Here is a 23,078-nt window from a genome sequence, read left to right on the forward strand (position 1 = left end):
ACGTGCTATTATTTAGTCTTCTATTTCTTTCCCCATTGCAAACGGCTGCATATCTTCAGAAATAATATTTTCTGTAACGTGATTGATGTAATTGCTCATTACTTTAAGAGAAACACCAACAATAACATCCATTACCTGCTCAGGTGAAAAACCAGCATTGTAAAAAGATTCTAAATCTGATGCTTCAAGATGACCTCTATTTACAGTGATTTTTTCAGTAAGTGTTACCAGTGCATTCAATTTTTTATCTGTAACAGGCAATTGTTTACGAATCTCATTGATGGTTTTAGACGGTATTCCATTTTGCTTTGCTCCTCTTGTATGCGCTGCTATGCAGTACTGACATTGGTTGACCACACTTGAAGACAACAAAATTAAATTTTGCTCGCCCGTAGTGAATGCTGTTTTGGTGAAAAAGGTTTTGCTTAGATTACTATACCCTTCCAACGCAGCAGAAGAACCCGCCATGTATTTAAATAAATTGGAAATAACTCCATTTTGTTCCTTCACCTTGGTGAGTATTTCTTTAGAAGCCTCAGGTGCCGTTTCAATAGTATGTTTTGTGAATTGTTTCATGTTTTATTTTTTATTATGATTATTTATGAAAAATCAAATCTTACAAGACCTCTTTCATGTGTTTATAATTGGTTTTTATCATCGTGTGCAAAAGATTCTTCCATGGATTGTTTTACATCAGTAAGTTATCTAGCCGGAACTCCTCTGAATCCAATGGCTTCTGCTATCATTGCAAAATTGGGGTTCACCATATGTATTACCTCGAAATACGCTTTTTTAAGAAGGAACTGAATTTTGTCCCAAACATAAATTTAGTAATGACTTGGGAGGACTGAGAAGCGGTATATTCATTGCCTTGGCCTTGGGCTTAACAGAATCCATGGATAAGTATCTATTTCTATTTATTACTTATGTTGTAGTGGTGTTTTCAATCTTAGTGCAAGGACTTATTGTAGATAATTTAGTTAAAAAACTATTCAAAACCAAAACTAATTATTGAATTGGACCTTTTCAAGTTCTTGTACGACTTATCATAAATTATATAAACTCTAGTAAATGACCTAGGTCATTTCATTTAGCCTCATCTATACCCACCTTTATAAAAAATTATAAAAAATGAAAAACATAATTATACTAGTAGATTTTTCAAAACATTCTGAGTTTGCCTTAAAGGCTGGTGCCATTTTAGCAAAGAAACATCATGCCGTACTTCATGTGCTGCATATGTTAGAATTATCTGATAGTATTTTTACACATTCAGTATCGGATAATAAAAAGGAAATGCAGTTTACGCTCGCTTTAGTCAAGAAAAAATTTGAATCTTTTTTAGAAAAAAATTATCTAAAAGAGGTTAAAGTTGTTCCTATAATAAAACACCAGTATTAATTATAAAGTCTGAACCTAAGAATTTTGACTTAAAAAATGTGGTAATGGCTACAGATTTGAACCCAGAAAATAATTCGGTATTTTCTCAGAAATCAGCACTATTTTCTACTTTAGGAAGTACTGTCCATCTGGTTTATGTCAATCTACCTTATAAACATTTTATTAGCTCCAGAGAATTTAATGAAAAGGTAAAAGTATTTGCAAAATCAGGCGGATCGGATAACATAGAATTCATCGCTGGATATACGGTAGAAGATGGATTAACTCAATATGCAGAAAAAATAAATGCAGATCTCATTGTTGTAAATACGAATGCTAGAAAAGGCTTGAGTCATTTTCTAGGAGAAAGTATTTCTGAAGATCTTGCCAACCACGCAAAACTACCGGTGATGACCTTTAAGTTATAGATCGTTCAATATATAATCAAGTAAAAAAACTAAAGCCATGAAAAATCAGACTACGTATTATAAGATTCGGAAAGAACTTCTCATCTCCATAAAACAAACAATTCCCGAATTAATTAAATTTAAGAAGGACGAAAACAAAATTGCATTCAATAAACTACTCCAAGATGTGGTACCCGACATACGGAGCTACATCATCAAAAGAGTTAAAACTGCCATACAGAAAAATCATTTTCCGAAGAACAAATATGTTCCTAATGATTTTATTGATCAGTTATATATTGAAACCTACGACAATATCGAGAATTTATCTAATGAAGATGAGTTCTATGTCTGGCTCTATAAAAAGACCAACGAACTACTAGATGATGCCATCACTGAAGAAGAATTTGACGATTTATTCTTTACGAATATAGATAACTATTCTAAACAAGAATGGGATCAGATGGAAGAAAATTTTACAGTTGAAAGTGATGGAGATCTCATTATGAACGAAGAACTAACCGATATTTCATACCACCAAAATCCCTACACAATAAAAGATGTATTTTTAGAAAATACAGAAAGTGACCTTATAAAAAAAATAGATAAGGCCTTAAATCAAGAACAAGTAAATAAACACGTACAATTTATTTTGCACAATTTACCATTGCAAACTCAAAATGTATTTGAGCTTTTAACAAAACATCATCTTACTCTAGAAGAAATTGCCGAAGTAAGTAACATAAGCATTACTGAGACAAAAAAATATTTAGATGATGGTAGAAAATTATTAAAAACTAGTTTATTAAATAGATATAATATCTACTAAAAGATGTTTTATGAATGGACTATTAGTATTATAAAAATAATAAGAGAAAGCAAAAATGCAGCAGGAATAACACTTAGGCTTGTCAATATGTAGCAAGCCTTCACAATAAAGAGATTTATTGGTAAAACTAAACGTGAATTCACCAAAAGACATCACAAAAGGACATGAAGAATTATTTAAAAAAATATAAAATTTACGAAAAATAAACACTGTAGCCACAAACTAAAACAAACTATTTATAAACCTATTGAGCGAGACTATTACACCAGGAAACCATGGAAAAGTATTTGTCATCAATAAAGAATTAAGAATATATCTTGGTTGCTCCTTAAATAAGTGTAAAGTCAACATCCCTATAGCTTTTGGGTCAGTTTTGGGATGCCTCATAATTTCAGCGGTGTTATGAATCCAAATTGTATTATCAAAATGTAATGCTAAAAATTTATCAGACCTACCAGCTGCTTTAGCAAACAGACTAAGTAAAAACATTGAAGAATTGGTAGCAAAAACAGTCTTTTCAGAGGCAAATTTCGCCAACTGCTTGTGAAATTTAGTCTTTATTCTTAGATTTTTAGGTATGGCCTCAATCAATAAACCCACATTTTTGACAAATTCAGGCGAATCTGAAGTATAGCTGGTATTTTGCCTTGTTTTGTCCGGTTGTTGCTGTGTTTTTAAATGTGTTTTAAACACTTCACTTAAACACTTAACTTTAATTTACCTTTATCTAAAACGTCCTCATTGATATCATAAACAATTACATTAAACCTTAAAATATCATTAGATACTGTTTTTTTTAGACACAGCAGATGAGTTAGGTCATTGCAAAAAAATACCCTAAACCATTTTGTAGGTTTAGAGCAATTTTCTAAAAGAAGCATATTTATTATTTAATTTAAATGTGAGCGCAACATCCAAGCGGTTTTCTCGTGCTGTTCCATCAACCCTGTAATATAATCACTAATACCATCAGCCTTCCATTTGTTTGCTATAGGCTGTATTTCTTCCCGAATAAAAACAATAATACTTTCGTGATCTTCTAATAATTCGGCAAATATACCTTGGCTATCATTTTTACCTTTTGTTTTTTCAGTAAGATGAGTCAATTGGGAATAGTCTTGTAAAGTTGCGGGTACATAATGCCCTATTGCGCGTATTTTTTCTGCCACAGTATCAACAACTTTTTGTTGCTCTTCATATAAGGTTTCAAGATAAAGATGTACCGCATGAAAATCGGGACCTTCAATGTTCCAATGAAAATTCAAGGTTTTTGAATAAAGTACAAACTCATCCGCTAATATTTTTGATAATTGATCTGCGATTTCCCTTCTGTTTTCTGCAGAAATTCCTATGTTCGGTGTTCTCATTTTTTGAGGTGTTATAATTAATAATATATCAAAGATAGATTGCATTTAATGTGCTCACACTGATCTATATCATAATATCTATTTTTTATAAACTTTAACAGGGGAATAATATTTTCTGTAACGTGCTTAATGTAATTACTCATTACTTTAAGAGAAACAATAACATCCATTACCTGCTCAGGTGAAAAATAAGCATTGAGAGTTTTAGACGGTATTCCATTTTGTTTTGCTCCTCTCGTATGTGCTACTATGCAGTACAGACATTGATTGACCACACTTGAAGACAATAAAATTAAATTTTGCTCGCCGCAGTGAATGCTGTTTTGGCGAAAAGGTTTAGCTTAGATTACTATAGCCTTCCAACGAAGCAGGAGAACCACCATGTATTTAAATAAATTGGAAATTACCCCATTTTGTTCCTTTAATTTGGTGGGTATTTCCTTAGAAGCCTTAGAAACCGTTTCTATAGTTAGTTTTCTGAATTTTTTATTTTTTATAAAAATCAAATCTTACAAGATCTCTCATGTGTTTATAATTGGATTTTATCATCGTGAGCAAAAGCGTCTTCCATAGATCTCTGATAACCATAAGTCGTTACGTCCTAGATTTAAACATACTATTGAAGAACATCTACGGAAAAGCAGATTGAAAGCTACCGTTTTACATCTTACTACTTTTATGGAGATTTTTTTGATGCTAAGTTCGGGAATCAAAGTAGAAAAATCTTATAACTTTATGCCACAAGGAAAAAAGTTCTCTATATCACTACAGAAGATATTGGAATATTTGCTAAAGTTATTTTTCAAAATTCAGAAGATTATGTTGGTAAAACAATAGAATTGGCAGGTGATAAAATTGATGAAATCTAAATTTTAAATGCATTAAAATCAAGTTTAGGAATAAATTTAGAATTACCCCAACTCTCTTTATAAGATTTAACCGCACAAAATCCTTTATTTTGTAAATTAATTGAAATGTTTACATATAAACCATTTCCAACTATAGATATGGATCCCTTAATGGTATTCGTAGAAATACAACGCTCCAAATGAATGAATGCAGCAGTCCAATTACCATAATTTTTAGGACTTTCAAACCGCTCTTCTGCCTTCTCTTTAAAGAAGTCCAAAAATCGTCTTTTACCCTTTGTTGTATTTTTTAAATCAAACTTACCTTGGTAGTATTCTGCCTGCCTAATAGTAAGATTTTTTTTTGCCAACAACTTGGCTTCTTTATTCTACTTTCTTTCGGTAGCATAATTAGGTGAATTATGTAAATACAATTTTAAATTTTCGCGATCTCTTAAGTGTTTCCTTTTTCCTTCTGGAGATATTTCCGAACCTTTATAGTATTCTATAATTAAGCTAATTTTGCCACTTGGCAGTTTTCGTTCTATAAGTGATATTTTCATAATGTGGTACAGAATGTAGTACCAAATATAAAAATAAAGGAAATATTAAGAAATAAATTTAACACCTAATCCATTGACTATCAAAAAAAAAAAAAAAAAAAAACTATAAGAAAAGTAATTTACTTCCCAATACAAAAGTTAGCAAATATATTACCAAGTAATTCATCGTTAGTTACTTGACCTGTAATTACTCCAAAATGATATAAAGCTTCACGAATATCTATTGCCATTAAATCGCTAGATAAATCGGTATCTAAACCATATTGTACTTTTTTAATTTCCTCTAAGGCTTTTAATAACGCATCGTAATGTCTAGTATTTGTAATAATTGTTTCGTTATTTCTTAACGCTCCTGTGTTTACAAAATGTAATAGCTTTGTTTTTAATTCCTCTACGCCTGTCCCTGTTTTTGCAGATAATAAATGAAGATCTGGAAGTACTGCTTTTAAATGTGATATAGATGCGTCAGATAATTGATCGACTTTATTCACGATAATTACCATTGGCTTTAATGGATATTTATTTTTTACTTTTTCAATTTCAATTTTAAATGCATTTATAGCCAATTCAGAATCTAGCTTAATACCATCTGCTAAAAAGACAACCACCTGAGATTGTTCTATTTTCTCGAAAGTTTTCTTAATTCCTAAACCTTCAACGTGATCTGTAGTTTCACGAATTCCTGCCGTATCTATAAAACGAAAACCAATACCACCAATACTTAATTCGTCTTCAATAGTATCTCTAGTTGTTCCTGCAACATCACTTACAATGGCACGTTCTTCGTTTAACAAAGCATTTAATAATGTAGATTTTCCAACATTTGGCTCTCCTACTATGGCTACTGGAATTCCGTTTTTAATTACGTTTCCTACAGCAAAAGAATCTATTAAACGTTTTAATACAAACGTAATTCGCGTAATTAATTCTCGAAATTGTGTGCGATCTGCAAAAGCCACATCTTCTTCAGCAAAATCTAATTCTAATTCTATTAACGATGCAAAATTTAAAAGTTCTTCACGAAGTTCAGCAATTTCAGAAGAAAATCCGCCACGCATTTGTTGCATCGCTATTTGGTGAGAGGCTTCATTATCACTAGAAATTAAATCGGCTACAGCTTCTGCCTGGCTTAAATCTAATTTTCCGTTTAAAAAAGCACGTAATGTAAATTCTCCTGGATCTGCCATACGACAACCTTTTCTAAGAAATAATTGTATAATTTCTTGTTGAATATATTGCGAACCATGACATGAAATTTCGATAACATTTTCACCTGTATACGATTTAGGATTCTTAAAAACAGATACTAAAACCTCGTCTATAACACGTTTGTCGTCTAAAATATGACCTAAATGAATCGTGTGAGTCAACTGGTTTTCTAATTTTTTTCCGCTAACAGATTTAAAGGCTTTACTCGCTAAACTGATGGCATCTGTACCAGATAAGCGAATAACCGCTATAGCTCCTGCTCCAGAAGCTGTTGCTAAAGCAATAATTGTATCGTTATAATTCATGATGCAAAAGTAAACATAATCCTTAAAAAAATATCGTTATAGTCTTATCTAAATCTTAACAGAAATTCAACATTTATTCTATTATATTTGTGCAAATTATAAAAACAACTTTAACATGTTTAAAAAGATTGCACTACTAAGTTTAGTAGCTTTAGCATTTTCTTGTGCTAAGGAAAAAGATGGTTTTTCACTTGATGCATCACTTAACGATGCCGTTAACGGTAAATCCATAAAGTTAATTAAAGCTGAAGGGCAAAAACAAGTCGTTATCGACTCTACAGTTATTGCAGATGGCAAAGCACATTTTGAAGGTGCGGTTACTGCTCCAGATTTATATTTTATTGAAATTGAATCTGTTCGTGGAAATATTCCTGTAATACTTGAAAACGAAGACATGACGGTTGCAATTAATACAGATAGTATTTTTAACACACGTGTTCAAGGTAGTAAAGAAAACGATGCCTTTAACACATACCAGTCTTACATGCTTGATTTACAGAAAAAAAATCAAACATTAAGTAAAGAGTTTAGAACAGCACAACAAACTAAAGATTCTTTACTTGCTTTAGATGTTCAGAATCGTTACAAAGCTATGGTTGATGAAAATTTAGCTCACGATCTTGATTTTATGAAATCTAATAACGATGCTTTTGTATCTGCTTTAGTTTTACAACGTCATTTAGGAAATCAGAAAGTAACTTTCGATCAAAAAAAATCTATCTACGATAATTTTACTCCAAGTTTAAAAGAAACTACTTTAGGAAAAACTATAGGTGAAGCTATTGAGGCTGAAGCTGCAACAACTACAGGAAGTGTTGTAAAAGATTTTTCTGCTCCTAATCCAGAAGGAAAAACAATTTCTTTAAACGAGATTAAAGGAAAAGTAACTATTATCGATTTTTGGGCTGCTTGGTGTGGACCATGTAGAAAAGAAAACCCAAATTTAGTTAAGGTTTACAATACATATCACGAAAAAGGTTTAGAAATTTTAGGTGTGTCTTTAGACGGAACACCAAGACAAAAAGATGCTAAAGCTGAATGGATTGCTGCAATTAAAAAAGATGGTTTAGCATGGCACCAAATGTCTAACCTAGATTATTTTAACGATCCAATCGCAAAACAATTTAATATTCAAGCTATTCCTGCAACATATATTTTAGATGCTGAAGGTAAAATTGTTGCTTCAGGTTTAAGAGGACAAGCTTTAGAAGATAAAATTGCTGAATTATTGAACTAAGTTTATAATTCAATTTAAATACACAAAAAGCCTTCATACTATATAATATGAAGGCTTTTTTATGTTTTAATATCTTTCAGAATGTAAAAAACCTATTAACGACTTACCGTATTTAGATTCTTCCTTTTCTCTATATGACAGTATATTTTACTTATAAAATCATAAAAACAACTAAACTAATTAAGCTTACCCATTTTATGCATTACAAACAAGATTATAATAGGAATTGCTAATAAGCCAATCATTAATAAATCAGTTTTAAACAAAGCTGGTAGCAATATTAAGGTTGTAACATAACCGCCTATTGCACCTCCAAAATGTGCATCGTGACCAATATTTCCAACTCTATTCTTCATACCATAAATAGAATATAACAAATACCCAATACCAAACACATAAGCAGGAATTGGAATAGGAATAAAGTACATATATAAACTCATATTAGGCTCTAATAATATTGCAGAATATAAGATTCCGGTTACGGCTCCACTCGCTCCTACTGCACTGTATTCATATTCATTTTTATGAAAGTATAACGATAATAAACTTCCTAAAACTAAACTTACAAGATACACCACTATAAAATTAAAATTTCCTAAATACGACACCACAACATCAGAAAAGAAATAAAGTGTAAACATATTAAAAAACAAGTGAGACATATCTACATGTAAAAAACCAGAACTAAACATTCTAATTTTTTCACCGCTATTAATAGCGCCAACTTGGAATTTATATTTCTCAAAAAAACCAAAATCATTAAACCCTTTTAAGGAGATAATCACATTGGCCGCAATAATTACAATAGTTACTAAACTCAAATTACCCATAAACTATAATCTTATCATTCAAATATACTATATATTTGTTTCCGCAAAACTAAAACTAAATAATGCAATTCCTCGCTTATATTCTTATTTATCCTATAATTTGGCTAATTTCTATACTTCCTTTTAGATTGCTATACGCCTTCTCAGACTGCTTATATGTTTTACTTTACCATATTATTGGATACAGAAAAAGTACAGTTAAGGAAAATTTAGATTTAGTATTCCCCAATAAATCTGAAATTGAAAAAAAACGCATCACTAAAGCTTTTTATCATCACTTATGCGATATGACTGTCGAGGCCATGAAATCGTTAACCATTTCTGAAGCAGAAATGAAAAAGCGTTTCCAATTTAAAGACTTAGATATTATTCATGATTTGGTTGCTAAAAATAAAAGTATCGCATTAATGTGCGCGCATTACGGAAGTTGGGAATGGATTTTTGTGCTACAATCTTACGTAGATGTTAAAGCTTACGCTGTATATAAAAAATTAAAGAATCCGTACTTCGATAAATTGGTTAAAAGAATACGTGCACGATACAATAGTTATTTAATTACCACTAAAGAAACGGTACCAACACTAATGCATGCAAAGGTTAACAATAATCTAATGATATGTGGTTTTGTCTCTGATCAATCTCCTAAAATAAACAGCGCCCATTATTGGACCAATTTTATGGGAATAAAAGTACCGGTATACACTGGAGCAGAAATGCTCTCTAAACGTATAGATATGTCTGTGGTATTCTTTAGAGTGAAACGTTTAAAACGTGGACATTACGAAACTACATTCGAGTTATTAGCAGATCAGGCCAAAGACTATGAAAACTACGAGATTACCGATGCCTTTTTAAGAAAGGTTGAAAAACAAATAGAAGAAGCACCTCAGTATTATTTATGGACACATAAACGCTGGAAACATATGGACAAAGTACCTACTGAATTTCAGTAAACTCTAATTACGTAAACAAAAAAGACACCTCATTTGGGTGTCTTTTTTGTTTTTAGTCTTTGACTGAATTACTCTATGAATTGGCTAATTATAAGTTACTGAAACGAATTCAGTATGACGAAAGACTAATATACAACCGTTACCCTGAATTCAGTTCAGGGTCTCACCTAAATTAGTTACCAAATCCTTCATATAAACTTAGGACTATCTGCTTCACTAAAACCTGAACTTGATTCAGGTTCTCATGTTTATTAGCTATCAATGTAATGAGATTGGGAAATAAATTCAGAATGACTCCCATGTGAAATAAAAAAGACCTTACAAGTTTCAAAAACTTATAAGGTCAATATTATCTACTATTCAAAAAAATTACAATCCTGCAACCTCAGAAATTTCAGCAATAAAACGATCTGCTAACTCATCGGCTTCTGTTTGCGATCCAGCTTCTGTATACACACGAATAATTGGTTCTGTATTACTTTTACGTAAATGCACCCAGTTGGTAGGAAAATCTATTTTCACACCATCTATAGTTGTAATGTTTTCCGATGCATATTTAGCTTCCATCGCTTTTAAAATACTATCTACATCTAATTGAGGTGTTAATGCTATTTTCTTTTTACTCATATAATATTGAGGATACGAAGCTTTTAAAGCACTAACTGCCATTTTTTTCTCAGCTAATAAACTCAAAAACAAAGCTACACCAACAAAAGCATCTCGTCCGTAATGTAATTCTGGATATATAATTCCGCCGTTACCTTCACCACCAATAACCACATTATTCTTTTTCATTAAGGTTACCACATTTACTTCACCTACAGCACTTGCTTCGTAAGTTCCGCCATGTTTTTCGGTAACATCTCGCAATGCACGAGTAGAACTCATGTTACTTACAGTATTTCCTGGTTTTTTACTTAACACATAATCTGCACAAGCAACAAGGGTGTATTCTTCTCCAAACATTTCACCCGTTTCATCCATAAAGGCTAAACGGTCTACATCAGGATCTACAACAATTCCAAAATCTGCATGTTCTTTAACAACAGCCTTAGACAAATCTGTTAAGTGTTCTTTTAAAGGTTCTGGATTATGAGGAAATTGTCCGTTTGGCTCACAGAATAATTTTACAGCTTCAACACCTAAACGTTCTAAAAGTAACGGAATAGCTAATCCTCCTGTAGAGTTTACGCCATCTACCACAACTTTAAAGTTTGCCTCTTTTATAGCGTCTAAATTCACTAATGGTAAATCTAAAACTTCATCTATATGTATATCAATATATGCATCGTTTATAGAGATTTCTCCCAAACTATCTACATCAGAAAATTGAACCGTATCTGCTTCAGCAAATTCTAAAATTTTAGCACCTTCTTCAGCTTTTAAAAACTCGCCTTTAGCATCTAACAACTTTAAAGCATTCCACTGTTTTGGGTTATGGCTAGCTGTTAAAATAATTCCTCCATCTGCATGTTCTAAAGGCACAGCAATCTCTACCGTTGGTGTTGTAGATAATCCAAGATCTATAACATGAATTCCCATACCAACAAGCGTATTCATTACTAAACTCTGTATCATTTCTCCCGAAATTCTTGCATCACGACCAACAACTACACGGTAGTCTTCTTTATTACGTTGTTTCTTTATCCAAGTTCCATAAGCTGCAGCAAATTTAACAGCATCTATTGGAGTTAAATTATCTCCTACAGCACCACCAATGGTACCTCGTATTCCTGAAATTGATTTAATTAATGTCATAAAATAATTTAAGTTTCGACAAATATAATATTTCATTATGGTAATCTTATATTTTGAATTTGTAAATTCCCCAAATGAATTATTTAGCGCACATCTATCTTTCGGAAAACCTACCAAAAGTAACTATCGGAAATTTTATTGCAGATGGTAATGGGATTAGAGGAAAATCGTATCAAAAATTCCCTAAAGACATTCAAGTTGGTATTTTATTACATCGCCAGATTGATACGTTTACAGATGCACACCCTACAGTAAGACTAAGCACTAAGCGATTACACGAAAATTATGGTCATTATTCAGGAATTATAATCGATATTTTTTACGATCATTTTTTAGCTAAAAATTGGAAAACGTATTCTAACGTCCCTTTACATGAATATGCACACTCGTTTTACAAATTATTAGACGATAATTTTGATGATTTGCCAGCATACACCCAACACATTTTACCCTACATGAAAAAAGGCGATTGGTTAACAAGTTATGCCTCCATAAAAGGTATTGAAAGTGTTCTTAGAGGTATGGATAAGCGTACCAAAAATAAATCGGAAATGCATTTATCTATAACAGAATTAGAAGCCCATTACACTGAATTCGAATCTGAATTCACTACTTTTTTTGAAGAATTACGCCAATTTTCTCACACAAAGTTAAACTCCATTCTAGACACAATATGAAGACTATTTACTACACATTACTCTTATTCTTAATCTTATCATCTTGTAAAGATGCGCCAACTAAAATTGTCCCTGAAAAAACAACGGGAGTCATCGCAGAAAAAGCGATGGTTGTTTCTGCTAGAGAAGAAGCCTCTAAAATAGGAACCTCTATTTTAAAAAAAGGTGGTAATGCTTTTGATGCTATGATGGCAACAGAATTATCGCTTGCCGTAGCTTACCCATATGCCGGAAATTTAGGAGGTGGCGGTTTTATGGTTTACCGTTTAAATAATGGAGATATTGGAGCCTTAGACTATCGTGAAAAAGCACCAATGGCTGCGACAAAAAACATGTATTTGGATCAAGACGGAAATGTAATTCCAGACAAAAGTACACTTGGCGGTATGGCTATTGGTGTTCCCGGAACAGTTGCTGGTGTATTTGCAGCACACAAAAAATTTGGATCTTTACCAATCGCTACTATTTTAGAACCCGTTATTGCATTAGCCAAACGCGGTGTTATTGTGACAGAAAAACAAGCTAAACGTATTCAGGCCAAACGCAAGTTATTTCAAGAAGTAAATAAAGACACCATTATTTTTGATGCCGATTGGAAAACTAACGACACCATTAAATATCCTGTTTTAGCAAACACTTTAGAACGGATTTTAAAAACAGGTAAAGACGGATTTTATAAAGGTGAAGTCGCAAAAACGTTAGCCACATTTATTCAAGATAACGGTGGAATTGTTACCGAAGAAGATTTAGCAAATTACGAGGCGAAATGGAGAACGCCTGTGGTTTTTAATTACCACGATTTAAAAGTTATTTCTATGTCACCGCCTTCTAGTGGAGGAATTTGTTTAGGACAAATTATGAATATGATAGAGCCATACAATCTTACAAGTTATGGACATAACAGCACCAAAGCTATTCAGATTATTACCGAAGCAGAACGTCGTGCCTACGCAGATAGAAGTTACTATTTAGGCGATCCTGATTTTGTTGAAATACCAAGTAAAAAATTATTAAGCGATGCTTATCTAAAAGACAGAATAGCAAATGTATCTTTCGATAAAGCCACCTTATCATCGTCTTTAAAACATGGTAATGTAGAACTTGTAGAAAGCGACGAAACCACACACTACTCTATTGTAGATCAATTTGGAAATGCTATTGCTGTAACCACTACTTTAAATGGCGCTTACGGATCTAAATTATATTGTTCTGAATTAGGTTTCTTTTTAAATAACGAAATGGACGATTTTAGTAGTAAACCAGGAGAACCTAATATGTTTGGCTTAATTGGCGCAGAAGCCAATAGTATTGCACCACAAAAACGTATGCTAAGTTCTATGACTCCAACTATTGTTGAAAAAAATGGCGAGTTATACATGACGGTTGGTACACCTGGAGGCTCTACAATAATTACTTGTGTATTACAAACCATATTAAATGTACACGATTATAATATGGGGATGCAAGAAGCTGTAAATGCGCCGCGTTTTCACCATCAATGGTTACCAGACGAAATACTTATGGAACCTTCAAAATTTAGTACTGAAACCATATCAGAATTAGAACAAAAAGGCTATCATATTAATGAAAAAGATGCTCCTGTTATTGGTCGTGTAGATGGTATTTTAAAGTTACCTAACGGAACTTTAGAGGCTGGTGCAGATTATCGTGGAGATGATACTGCAATTGGATTTTAAATCCATAATTTTGTAACACTAAATCATAACTATGTCTACAAAGAAGATTCTTAAAATCTGTGGTGGAATTATTGTATTCCTAACACTACCTACATTATTATTTTTCGGGTATTTATATGTTAGATATGATGAAGATTTACCTCAAGGCACTCCTACCAAAGAAGCCGATATTGTAGCGAAAAAGATGCTTGATGCATTAGATTATAAGGCCTACCAAAAGACAAGTTATATAGAATGGACCTTTAATAAACGTCATCATTTTAAATGGACCAAGAATGCCGATTTTTGTGAAGTGTATTGGAAAAACGTGAGAGTAGATCTACAATTAAATGCACCAAACACAAGTAAAGTACTTGTTAATGACGCTCACATAACTGGTGAAGAAGCTCAGGAATATATAGACAAAGCGGTAGAATATTTTAATAACGATTCGTTTTGGATTGTTGCTCCTTATAAAGTATTTGACGCTGGTACGACACGTAGTTTAATTCCTTTAGAAGATAATAAAGAAGGTCTTTTAATTACGTATGCTTCAGGCGGAAGCACGCCAGGCGACTCTTACATGTGGCTACTAGATAAAGATTATAAACCAACAGCTTTTAAAATGTGGGTCTCTATTTTACCATTAGACGGACTAGAAGCCTCTTGGAGCAACTGGACCACAACCGAAACGGGATTACAACTTCCTCAATCCCATCAATTAATCTTTATGGGCTTAGAGATTACAGATATAAAAACGGGATTCTAGTTACTTATCTTATTTGCTTTTATTCTATAACTTATTCAATTTAAATATTGAATAGCCATTATAGTAATCAAGGTAAAGTTCGCATCGGTTTTTAAATCAAGTTGATAATAATTAAATTTAACGATACAAAAAACTATTTTAAATAATAAATTCACAAAATATTGATGTGTTTTTTATTCTTTTAAGAATCAATATAAAATATCAATCCTTTTTATTTTTTCAAAAACACTATTGAAATTAAAATTTTGAAGATATAATTTATTAATTTTGATAACAACTATTTAAAAAGGCATGGATAACCATTTATTAAAACCTTTAAGTAATTATATCACTCCAGACTTAATTACTGAAGCTGCTGACATTTTAGATGAATCGGAAACGAGTATCTACAAAGCAATGTCTGCAGCTATTCCTACACTTTTAACCGGCTTATTACACCATGTAAACGACACAGCTTTAATCGATAAGATTATGGCACTTGTTAACCATAAAGAATTAAATGCTTCTAATACCCTTTCAGACTTACCTTCTTTACTAACAGACCAAGGACATAAATTCACTTTAGATGCTGGGACAAACACCCTAAATATGCTATTTGATGCTAAACAGTCTAGTTTGTTCGATATTTTAGGAAATTCGTCTGGCTTAAAAAAACCATCTGTTTTTAGATTGTTACACATGGCTGCACCAATGATATTGGCATTTATAAAGCAATCTGGTTATAACACAGATCTTTTAATTAAAACATTATTATCTGAAAAAGATGATATTTTAATGGCTGCTCCCGTAGGTTTACAAGCCTTACTAAGTACCGATTCGTCTGTAAGACCAGAGGCAGAAACAAAAATTAAAAAACAAATAACTAAAGAATCTGAAGCTATAAAACACAGATGGATTATACCATTCTTAATTTTAGTAGCCTCAATACTAAGCTTTGTTATATTAAGAAAAAACGAAGAAGTAACTAATGTACCAATTACAGTCCCAGAAACATTAAATAAACCCATAACTCCGTTAAAAAAGGATATAAAAATAGATATTACGTTACCAAACGGACATACTTTAAAAGCTTACAAATTAGGATTAGAAAGTGAATTATCTACTTGGTTAGCAAAAAACGATACAATTACAGATAATGAGATTTGGTTCGATTTCGATAAATTATTATTCCCTACAGCAAAAGCGAATCTATTACCAGAATCTAATCTTCAGCTTAAAAATTTAGTTGAAATTTTAAATGCCTATCCAAATATTTCTATTAAAATTGGAGGTTACACAGACAATACTGGAGATGCTAATGCTAATTTAAAATTATCTGGAGCCCGAGCTCAAAATGTAGTTAACAAACTAATTTCTATGGGAATTGATTCAAAACGACTAACATCAGAAGGTTATGGAAATCAGCATCCTATAGCTTCAAACGAGACAGAAATTGGACGTGCTAAAAACAGAAGAATTGCACTACGTATTACAAGTAAATAATTCTTTATTTATAAAAATATTTTAAAGTTGATGCGTAATACATCAGCTTTTTTTTGCTGTTAATTCAGACAAATAAACGGACTGTTTTTCAGAATAAAATCCTAGAATACAACTTCATTTTTAATAATTTACTAAGACTGCAGGCGTTTCCTTTTTTATCATAAAATCTGTATCTTTGAGACTTTGCATTTCTATGAGCAAGTTCGAAGAATATATTGAAGTTAAAGGTGCACGAGTGCACAACTTAAAAAACATTGACGTTTCTATACCTAGAGACAAACTCGTTGTAATTACGGGTTTATCGGGAAGTGGAAAATCGTCTTTAGCTTTCGACACCATTTATGCCGAAGGCCAACGCCGTTATATTGAAACGTTTTCTGCTTATGCGCGTCAGTTTTTAGGCGGATTAGAGCGTCCAGATGTCGATAAAATTGATGGTTTATCTCCTGTTATAGCTATAGAACAAAAAACGACAAGTAAATCGCCACGTTCTACAGTAGGAACAATTACAGAAATTTACGATTTTTTACGTCTGTTATACGCTAGAGCTAGTGATGCTTATAGTTATAACACTGGCGAGCAAATGGTAAGTTATAGCGACGAGCAAATTAAAAATTTAATTATTGAAGACTATAAAGGGAAACGTATAAATATTCTCGCTCCCGTTATACGATCTAGAAAAGGACATTACCGCGAATTATTCGAACAAATTGCAAAACAAGGTTTTGTAAAAGTAAGAACAGACGGTGAAATTCGAGACCTTGTTAAAGGCATGAAATTAGATCGTTATAAAATGCATGATATAGAAATTGTTATCGATCGTTTAAAAATTGATAGCAATGCAGATAACGATAAACGCCTTTCCGAAACCATAAATACAGCAATGTATCATGGAGACGATGTTTTAATGGTTATAGATCAAGACACTAACGAAGCACGCTACTTTAGCCGTTTATTAATGTGTCCGTCTACAGGTATATCATATCCAAACCCAGAACCTAATAATTTTTCTTTCAATTCTCCAAAAGGAGCGTGTCCGAAATGTAATGGGATTGGCGAATTGTATCGCGTTAATGAATCTAAAATAATTCCGGATCCTAGCTTGTCTATAAAAGCAGGAGCATTAGCACCACACGGTCCAGAAAAAAATAGTTGGATTTTTAAACAACTAGAGCTTATCGCTCAGCATTACAATTTTAAATTAACAGATCCGTACAAGGATATTCCAGAAGCTGCCAAACAAATGATTTTATACGGCGGAAAAGAAAAGTTTTCTGTTGAAAGTAAAACATTAGGCATCACTAGAGATTATAAAATAGATTTTGAAGGTGTTGCTAATTTTATTGAAAACCAATACGAGAATGCACAAACTACAACTTTAAAACGTTGGGCCAAGGAATACATGGACAAGGTAGATTGTGAAGTTTGTCATGGTACTCGTCTTAGAAAAGAATCGCTATATTTTAAAGTTAATGGATTAAATATAGCCGAATTAGCAAATAAAGATATTAGTGATTTATCGGTTTGGTTTAAAGAGATAAACAGTCATTTATCGTCTAAACAACTTAAAATTGGTGAAGAAATTATAAAAGAAATCAGTACGCGTCTTCAGTTTTTATTAGATGTTGGTTTAGACTATTTATCGTTAAACAGAAGCTCTAAATCACTTTCTGGAGGAGAAGCTCAACGTATAAGACTAGCAACTCAAATTGGATCGCAACTGGTTGGAGTACTTTATATTCTGGACGAACCAAGTATTGGATTACACCAACGTGATAACGAAAAATTAATTAATTCGTTAATTTCACTTCGCGATGTAGGAAACTCTGTTATTGTGGTAGAACACGATAAAGATATGATAGAACGTGCAGACTATGTTATAGATATCGGACCAAAAGCAGGACGTTACGGTGGTGAAATAATTAGTGAAGGCACACCAAAAGAATTACTAACACAACACACTTTAACTGCCGAATATATAAACGGTACTAAAAGCATAGAAATTCCTAAAAAACGTCGTGAAGGAAATGGCCATGTATTAACCTTAAAAGGGTGTACTGGAAATAACCTAAAGAATGTAAGTGTATCTTTTCCTTTAGGAAAAATGATTGGAGTTACAGGTGTTTCAGGAAGTGGAAAATCGACTTTAATTAACGAAACCCTCTACCCTATTTTAAATGCTTATTATTTTAATGGCATTAAAAAACCAATGCCATATAAAAGCATTAAAGGTTTAGAACATTTAGACAAGGTTATCGATATTAATCAGTCGCCTATTGGTCGTACTCCAAGAAGTAATCCTGCAACTTACACAGGTGTTTTTAGCGAAATTAGAAGTTTGTTTGCTAAAATCCCAGAAGCTATGATTCGTGGTTACAAACCTGGACGTTTTAGTTTTAATGTAAAGGGCGGACGTTGCGAAACTTGCCAAGGTGGAGGTTTACGTGTTATTGAAATGAATTTTCTGCCGGATGTTTATGTAGAATGTGAAACCTGCCACGGAAAACGTTTTAACAGAGAAACACTAGAGATTAGGTATAAAGGGAAATCTATTAGCGATGTATTAAACATGACTATAGATGAAGCCGTTCCGTTTTTCGAGAATATTCCTAAAATTCATAAAAAAGTAAAAACAATTCAAGATGTTGGATTGGGATATATTACACTCGGACAGCAAAGTACAACACTTTCTGGAGGAGAAGCACAACGTATAAAATTAGCGACAGAATTAAGTAAACGCGATACAGGAAACACATTCTATATTTTAGATGAACCCACAACGGGACTTCATTTTGAAGATATTCGTGTACTTATGATTGTCCTTAACAAATTAGCAGACAAAGGGAACACTGTACTTATAATTGAACACAATTTAGACGTTATAAAAACCGTAGATCATATTATAGATATTGGTTACGAAGGTGGTAAAGGCGGTGGTAAAGTTATCGTAGAAGGGACACCCGAAGACGTCGCAAAACACAAAAAAAGTTACACCGCTAAATTTCTTAGAAAAGAATTAAATTAGCAATAGAAGAGAAAAATGATTATGACAAAAGAACAACATCCAAAAGGTTGGAATGAAATAAAAACAAACGATTCATGGGCTATTTTTAAAATCATGGGCGAGTTTGTTAATGGTTTTGAAAAAATGAGTACCGTAGGTCCTTGTATCTCTATTTTTGGATCTGCAAGAACTAAACCAGAAGATCCTTATTATAAATTAGCAGAACGCGTTGCACATAAAATTGTAGATGAAGGTTATGGCGTTATTACCGGCGGCGGACCCGGAATTATGGAAGCAGGAAATAAAGGCGCACATTTAGGAGGCGGAACATCTGTAGGTTTAAACATAAAATTACCTTTCGAACAACACGACAATCCTTATATTAATCCTGATAAAAGCTTAGATTTCGATTACTTTTTTGTTAGAAAATTAATGTTTGTAAAGTACTCTCAAGGATTTGTAGTACTTCCAGGAGGTTTTGGAACTTTAGATGAATTATTTGAATCTATTACCTTAATACAGACCGGAAAAATAGAACAATTCCCGATAATATTAGTTGGTAAAGATTACTGGTCAGGCTTATTCGAATGGATAAAATCTACTATGTTAGCTAAACATAACACAATTAGCCCAAAAGACCTAGATCTAATACATATTGTAGATTCTGAGGATGAGGTAATTAAAATTCTTAATGAGTTTTATAATGAATCTAATTTTAGTCTAAACTTTTAACATTAATTAAAAGTTTAAATTCCTTTAAAAATATACCTTTCCAATTATATATTTATGGTAATGCTTTAGTTAACTAAGACCAACTAAAGCATTACCGTAAACATTTAAGACAATTGTAAAATTAAAATTTTAAAAAAGTAACTTGAGATTACGAAGTATTTGCGTTACCCTATTTATTTTTATAAACACGGTTGCTTTCTGTCAAAATAAAATTGACGTAAAAGCTACATTCGACGTGTCTACAAAACAGATTCGTATTTCTCAAACTATTCAATACAAAAACACCACACAAGATACACTGCATGCCATATATTTAAACGATTGGGCGAACAGTTATTCTACTAAAAGCACACCTTTAGCAAAGCGTTTTGCTGAGGAATACAAAACCAATTTTCACTTTGCAAAAAGTAAAGATCGTGGGTTTACTGCCATAACTAGTATTACAGAAAATAATCAGGCTCTTATTTTTTATCGGCTTAAAAATCATCCAGATATTTTAAAAGTTAAACTCCCCGAACCTTTACAAGGCGGAGAAACTTATAGCTTAAAACTAGAATATGTTGTTCAAGTACCTAACGATAATTTTACAAGGTATGGTTGGACAAATACTAACGATTTTAACTTACGTTATTGGTATATAACACCTGCCGTTTATAATGGAACTTGGAATTATTACAGCAATAAAGATTTAGATGATTTATTTATTCCCTCGGCAGATTTAAATATAGAAGTCGGGTTTCCAAGCTATTACACTTTAACTTCTGAATTAAAAAAAGTAAACACACAAGTCTCACAAGGTAATACAGTAGTTACTTTAACAGGAAAAAACAGTGTAGATTCTAAATTATTTTTAAAAAAGATTTCAGATTTCAATACTACCGGAAACGATGCCTTTTCTATTGTTACCAATATTAACGACGAGAATTTAAATGATATTGACCGCATTGTAATTACAGATAAAATTATCACGTTTATTACAAAAAATTTTGGTGCTTATCCAAATGATAAATTATTACTTTCTGAAATAGACTACAAAAAGAATCCTATTTATGGGCTTAATCAGTTACCCAATTTTATAAGACCATTTCCTAATCATTTTCAATATGAACTTAAACTGATAAAAACAGCTTTAAATAATTATTTTGAAAATATGTTATTTGTTAATCCTAGAAAAGATTATTGGTTAAACGACGGATTACAAGTCTATTATTTAATGAAATATGTAGATGAATATTATCCGAATATGAAACTTTTTGGGACACTTTCTAAAGTTTGGGGTATTCGTTCTTTTCATGCTACACAGCTTCAGTTTAATAATCAGTACAATTTTCTATACATGCACATGGCGCGTTCTAACTTAGACCAGCCACTAACAATGCCAAAAGATTCTTTATTAAAATTCAATTCTAATATTGCAAATAAGTACAAGGCTGGAGTTGGTTTAAAATACCTAGAAGACTATCTAAATCACGATATTATTCAGAACACGATAGATAGTTACATGTCCTTATACAAGCAAAAACAAACGTCTTCTAAAGACTTTGAAACACTTTTACGCTGTAATACAGATAAGGATGTAGATTGGTTTTTTAACAACTACATTGCTACAAGACAAAAAATAGATTATAAAATTAAAGGCTACAATATTGTTGGAGATTCTTTAGAAGTTACCATAAAGAATAAGCGTAAAAACAATATGCCAATTTCGTTATTCGGACTTAAAAACGATAGTATTGTTTACAAAACTTGGATTAACAATATTTCTGAAACAGAAAAAGTAACCATACCAAAAGACAGCATAGATAAATTAGTTTTAAACTACGATATGGTTGTGCCTGAATTTAATTTAAGAGACGATTGGAAATCTTTAAAAGGCATCTTATTCAACAATAAACCGCTACAGTTTAGGCTATTTAAAGATATTGAAGACCCTTATTATAATCAGGTCTTTTTTATGCCCGATTTCACTTATAATTATTACGATGGTTTGGCGCCAGGGTTACGTTTATACAACAAAACAGTACTATCTAAACCGTTTGCTTATAGTTTGAGTCCGCGTTATGCATTAAAAAGCAAACAACTTGTAGGAAATGTAAGCTTGAGTTACACGCACAGATTAGAAGACAGAAGCCTCTACTATATTAGATACGGTTTTTCTGGAGAGTACTCTAATTACGCCCCTAATTTATCTTACACATCTTACACGCCTTATGTACAGTTTAGTTTTAGAAATAAGAATAATCTTAGAGACAATAAGAAGCAAAGCTTAACGCTTAGGTACATAAGTATTTCTAGAGAAGACGATCCTACACTTCAGTTTACAAATGAAGATCAGCCAGATTACGATGTGTTTAATATGCGTTACGGAAATACAAATCCTAATCTTAAAAACCACGTTAGCGGATTTACAGATTTACAATTAGCTAAAAATTTCGGAAAAATTGCTATGAATTTTGAATATAGAAAGCTCACAGAAAGCAATAGAAATTTTAATTTACGCTTTTTTGCAGGAACCTTCTTGTACAATAACACATACAAAACATCAGATTATTTTAGCTTTGCCCTAGATCGCCCAACCGATTATTTATTCGATTATAATTACTTGGGAAGATCTGAAGAGACCGGAATATTAAGTCAGGAATTAGTTATTGCAGAAGGAGGCTTTAAATCTAAATTAGAGACATCATATGCAAACCAATGGATTACAACCTTAAACGGAGGAACCACAATTTGGAAATATTTAGAGCTTTATGGAGATGTTGGTCTAGTAAAAAATCACAATCAATCTGCTAAATTTGTCTACGACACAGGGTTTCGTTTAAATTTAATTACAGATTATTTTGAGTTATATTTCCCTGTTTACTCCAATCTAGGATGGGAAGTTTCTCAACCACATTACAAAGATAAAATTAGATTTATTGTAACCTTATCTCCTAAAACTTTACTAGGATTATTCACAAGACGTTGGTATTAAATTTCATAATTTAATTAACAATTTATCACTAAAAACACAATACATTAATAATTCTTCATAATAACATAGACAAATCAG

At 32.1% G+C, this 23,078-nt stretch carries 21 protein-coding genes; 12 read left to right on the forward strand and 9 right to left on the reverse strand.

Translation table 11 applies throughout. The features are described 5' to 3' along the window. Positions 1 to 12: 12 nt before the first annotated feature. Complete coding sequence (locus GQR95_RS14245; RefSeq protein ID WP_159023789.1) at positions 13 to 576, reverse strand: carboxymuconolactone decarboxylase family protein; 564 nt, start codon at positions 574 to 576, stop codon at positions 13 to 15. 555 nt (positions 577 to 1,131) lie between these two features. Here GQR95_RS14245 and GQR95_RS16870 point away from each other — a divergent pair. From GQR95_RS16870 to GQR95_RS14255, 3 genes are read left to right on the forward strand one after another with little or no spacing between them, the layout of a single operon-like run. After that, on the forward strand, positions 1,132 to 1,401 hold the full coding sequence (locus GQR95_RS16870; protein ID WP_233265939.1) for a universal stress protein: 270 nt from the start codon (positions 1,132 to 1,134) through the stop codon (positions 1,399 to 1,401). Positions 1,402 to 1,445: 44 nt separating this feature from the next. Further along, positions 1,446 to 1,808 carry a universal stress protein gene (locus tag GQR95_RS16875; protein WP_233265940.1) on the forward strand — a complete coding sequence of 121 codons (363 nt, stop codon included), beginning with the start codon at positions 1,446 to 1,448 and terminating at the stop codon, positions 1,806 to 1,808. A gap of 37 nt (positions 1,809 to 1,845) precedes the next feature. Beyond that, positions 1,846 to 2,616 (forward strand): RNA polymerase sigma factor, encoded by a 771-nt coding sequence (locus GQR95_RS14255; RefSeq protein WP_159023790.1) that lies wholly within the window; start codon positions 1,846 to 1,848, stop codon positions 2,614 to 2,616. Positions 2,617 to 2,838: 222 nt separating this feature from the next. Here the strand turns inward: GQR95_RS14255 and GQR95_RS14260 are convergent, their stop codons facing one another. From GQR95_RS14260 to mnmE, 6 genes are all read right to left on the reverse strand, one after another. Beyond that, positions 2,839 to 3,309: a 3-hydroxyacyl-CoA dehydrogenase NAD-binding domain-containing protein gene (locus GQR95_RS14260; RefSeq protein ID WP_199269604.1), complete on the reverse strand. Its 471-nt coding sequence runs from the start codon at positions 3,307 to 3,309 to the stop codon at positions 2,839 to 2,841. Between the two features lie 197 nt (positions 3,310 to 3,506). Further along, positions 3,507 to 3,983: a Dps family protein gene (locus tag GQR95_RS14265; protein ID WP_159023791.1), complete on the reverse strand. Its 477-nt coding sequence runs from the start codon at positions 3,981 to 3,983 to the stop codon at positions 3,507 to 3,509. A 17-nt stretch (positions 3,984 to 4,000) separates the two neighbouring features. Continuing rightward, on the reverse strand, positions 4,001 to 4,300 hold the full coding sequence (locus GQR95_RS17145; RefSeq protein WP_370514555.1) for a carboxymuconolactone decarboxylase family protein: 300 nt from the start codon (positions 4,298 to 4,300) through the stop codon (positions 4,001 to 4,003). A gap of 548 nt (positions 4,301 to 4,848) precedes the next feature. Beyond that, a complete protein-coding gene (locus GQR95_RS16630) occupies positions 4,849 to 5,202 on the reverse strand; it encodes a hypothetical protein (protein WP_199269605.1) in 354 nt (117 codons plus the stop codon). Between the two features lie 18 nt (positions 5,203 to 5,220). Further along, on the reverse strand, positions 5,221 to 5,394 hold the full coding sequence (locus GQR95_RS16635) for a hypothetical protein (protein ID WP_199269606.1): 174 nt from the start codon (positions 5,392 to 5,394) through the stop codon (positions 5,221 to 5,223). A 119-nt stretch (positions 5,395 to 5,513) separates the two neighbouring features. Then, positions 5,514 to 6,908 carry a tRNA uridine-5-carboxymethylaminomethyl(34) synthesis GTPase MnmE gene (mnmE, locus tag GQR95_RS14280; RefSeq protein ID WP_159023793.1) on the reverse strand — a complete coding sequence of 465 codons (1,395 nt, stop codon included), beginning with the start codon at positions 6,906 to 6,908 and terminating at the stop codon, positions 5,514 to 5,516. Positions 6,909 to 7,023: 115 nt separating this feature from the next. Here mnmE and GQR95_RS14285 point away from each other — a divergent pair, with 115 nt between their 5' ends. Further along, positions 7,024 to 8,145 (forward strand): TlpA disulfide reductase family protein, encoded by a 1,122-nt coding sequence (locus tag GQR95_RS14285; RefSeq protein WP_159023794.1) that lies wholly within the window; start codon positions 7,024 to 7,026, stop codon positions 8,143 to 8,145. Positions 8,146 to 8,321: 176 nt separating this feature from the next. Here GQR95_RS14285 and GQR95_RS14290 read toward each other — a convergent pair whose 3' ends face one another. Beyond that, a complete protein-coding gene (locus tag GQR95_RS14290) occupies positions 8,322 to 8,975 on the reverse strand; it encodes a rhomboid family intramembrane serine protease (RefSeq protein WP_159023795.1) in 654 nt (217 codons plus the stop codon). A 62-nt stretch (positions 8,976 to 9,037) separates the two neighbouring features. On the opposite strand from GQR95_RS14290, the gene GQR95_RS14295 reads away from it, so the two are divergent. Then, positions 9,038 to 9,928 (forward strand): lysophospholipid acyltransferase family protein, encoded by an 891-nt coding sequence (locus GQR95_RS14295; RefSeq protein WP_159023796.1) that lies wholly within the window; start codon positions 9,038 to 9,040, stop codon positions 9,926 to 9,928. Positions 9,929 to 10,297: 369 nt separating this feature from the next. On the opposite strand, the gene glmM is transcribed toward GQR95_RS14295, so the two are convergent. Continuing rightward, positions 10,298 to 11,686: a phosphoglucosamine mutase gene (gene glmM, locus GQR95_RS14300; protein ID WP_159023797.1), complete on the reverse strand. Its 1,389-nt coding sequence runs from the start codon at positions 11,684 to 11,686 to the stop codon at positions 10,298 to 10,300. 74 nt (positions 11,687 to 11,760) lie between these two features. On the opposite strand from glmM, the gene GQR95_RS14305 reads away from it, so the two are divergent. The 7 genes from GQR95_RS14305 to GQR95_RS14335 all read left to right on the forward strand — a co-directional run bounded on the left by GQR95_RS14305 (position 11,761) and on the right by GQR95_RS14335 (position 23,000). Continuing rightward, positions 11,761 to 12,363 carry an ACP phosphodiesterase gene (locus GQR95_RS14305; RefSeq protein WP_159023798.1) on the forward strand — a complete coding sequence of 201 codons (603 nt, stop codon included), beginning with the start codon at positions 11,761 to 11,763 and terminating at the stop codon, positions 12,361 to 12,363. Next, positions 12,360 to 14,060 carry a gamma-glutamyltransferase gene (gene ggt / locus GQR95_RS14310; RefSeq protein WP_159023799.1) on the forward strand — a complete coding sequence of 567 codons (1,701 nt, stop codon included), beginning with the start codon at positions 12,360 to 12,362 and terminating at the stop codon, positions 14,058 to 14,060. The genes GQR95_RS14305 and ggt overlap by 4 nt, the downstream gene beginning before the upstream one ends. Positions 14,061 to 14,091: 31 nt before the next feature. Next, entirely contained in the window at positions 14,092 to 14,808 is a 717-nt protein-coding gene (locus GQR95_RS14315) for a hypothetical protein (RefSeq protein ID WP_159023800.1), read from the forward strand. Positions 14,809 to 15,099: 291 nt separating this feature from the next. Then, on the forward strand, positions 15,100 to 16,290 hold the full coding sequence (locus GQR95_RS14320; RefSeq protein WP_199269607.1) for an OmpA family protein: 1,191 nt from the start codon (positions 15,100 to 15,102) through the stop codon (positions 16,288 to 16,290). Positions 16,291 to 16,483: 193 nt separating this feature from the next. Further along, positions 16,484 to 19,315: an excinuclease ABC subunit UvrA gene (gene uvrA / locus GQR95_RS14325; RefSeq protein WP_159023801.1), complete on the forward strand. Its 2,832-nt coding sequence runs from the start codon at positions 16,484 to 16,486 to the stop codon at positions 19,313 to 19,315. Between the two features lie 21 nt (positions 19,316 to 19,336). Next, the gene (locus GQR95_RS14330; protein ID WP_159023802.1) at positions 19,337 to 20,026 is read left to right on the forward strand and encodes a TIGR00730 family Rossman fold protein; all 690 of its coding nucleotides are present in this window, start codon (positions 19,337 to 19,339) and stop codon (positions 20,024 to 20,026) included. Positions 20,027 to 20,261: 235 nt separating this feature from the next. Further along, the gene (locus GQR95_RS14335; RefSeq protein ID WP_233265941.1) at positions 20,262 to 23,000 is read left to right on the forward strand and encodes a metalloprotease; all 2,739 of its coding nucleotides are present in this window, start codon (positions 20,262 to 20,264) and stop codon (positions 22,998 to 23,000) included. Positions 23,001 to 23,078: the final 78 nt, after the last annotated feature.

The organism is Formosa sp. L2A11 (assembly GCF_009796865.1).
Classification (GTDB): Bacteria; Bacteroidota; Bacteroidia; order Flavobacteriales; family Flavobacteriaceae; genus Formosa.

Coding starts and splice junctions, on each gene's coding strand:
- GQR95_RS14245 (WP_159023789.1), bottom strand. CDS start 576: ATGAAACAATTCACAAAACATACTATTGAAACGGCACCTGAGGCTTCT.
- GQR95_RS16870 (WP_233265939.1), top strand. CDS start 1,132: ATGAAAAACATAATTATACTAGTAGATTTTTCAAAACATTCTGAGTTT.
- GQR95_RS16875 (WP_233265940.1), top strand. CDS start 1,446: ATGGCTACAGATTTGAACCCAGAAAATAATTCGGTATTTTCTCAGAAA.
- GQR95_RS14255 (WP_159023790.1), top strand. CDS start 1,846: ATGAAAAATCAGACTACGTATTATAAGATTCGGAAAGAACTTCTCATC.
- GQR95_RS14265 (WP_159023791.1), bottom strand. CDS start 3,983: ATGAGAACACCGAACATAGGAATTTCTGCAGAAAACAGAAGGGAAATC.
- GQR95_RS16635 (WP_199269606.1), bottom strand. CDS start 5,394: ATGAAAATATCACTTATAGAACGAAAACTGCCAAGTGGCAAAATTAGC.
- mnmE (WP_159023793.1), bottom strand. CDS start 6,908: ATGAATTATAACGATACAATTATTGCTTTAGCAACAGCTTCTGGAGCA.
- GQR95_RS14285 (WP_159023794.1), top strand. CDS start 7,024: ATGTTTAAAAAGATTGCACTACTAAGTTTAGTAGCTTTAGCATTTTCT.
- GQR95_RS14290 (WP_159023795.1), bottom strand. CDS start 8,975: ATGGGTAATTTGAGTTTAGTAACTATTGTAATTATTGCGGCCAATGTG.
- GQR95_RS14295 (WP_159023796.1), top strand. CDS start 9,038: ATGCAATTCCTCGCTTATATTCTTATTTATCCTATAATTTGGCTAATT.
- glmM (WP_159023797.1), bottom strand. CDS start 11,686: ATGACATTAATTAAATCAATTTCAGGAATACGAGGTACCATTGGTGGT.
- GQR95_RS14305 (WP_159023798.1), top strand. CDS start 11,761: ATGAATTATTTAGCGCACATCTATCTTTCGGAAAACCTACCAAAAGTA.
- ggt (WP_159023799.1), top strand. CDS start 12,360: ATGAAGACTATTTACTACACATTACTCTTATTCTTAATCTTATCATCT.
- GQR95_RS14315 (WP_159023800.1), top strand. CDS start 14,092: ATGTCTACAAAGAAGATTCTTAAAATCTGTGGTGGAATTATTGTATTC.
- GQR95_RS14320 (WP_199269607.1), top strand. CDS start 15,100: ATGGATAACCATTTATTAAAACCTTTAAGTAATTATATCACTCCAGAC.
- uvrA (WP_159023801.1), top strand. CDS start 16,484: ATGAGCAAGTTCGAAGAATATATTGAAGTTAAAGGTGCACGAGTGCAC.
- GQR95_RS14330 (WP_159023802.1), top strand. CDS start 19,337: ATGACAAAAGAACAACATCCAAAAGGTTGGAATGAAATAAAAACAAAC.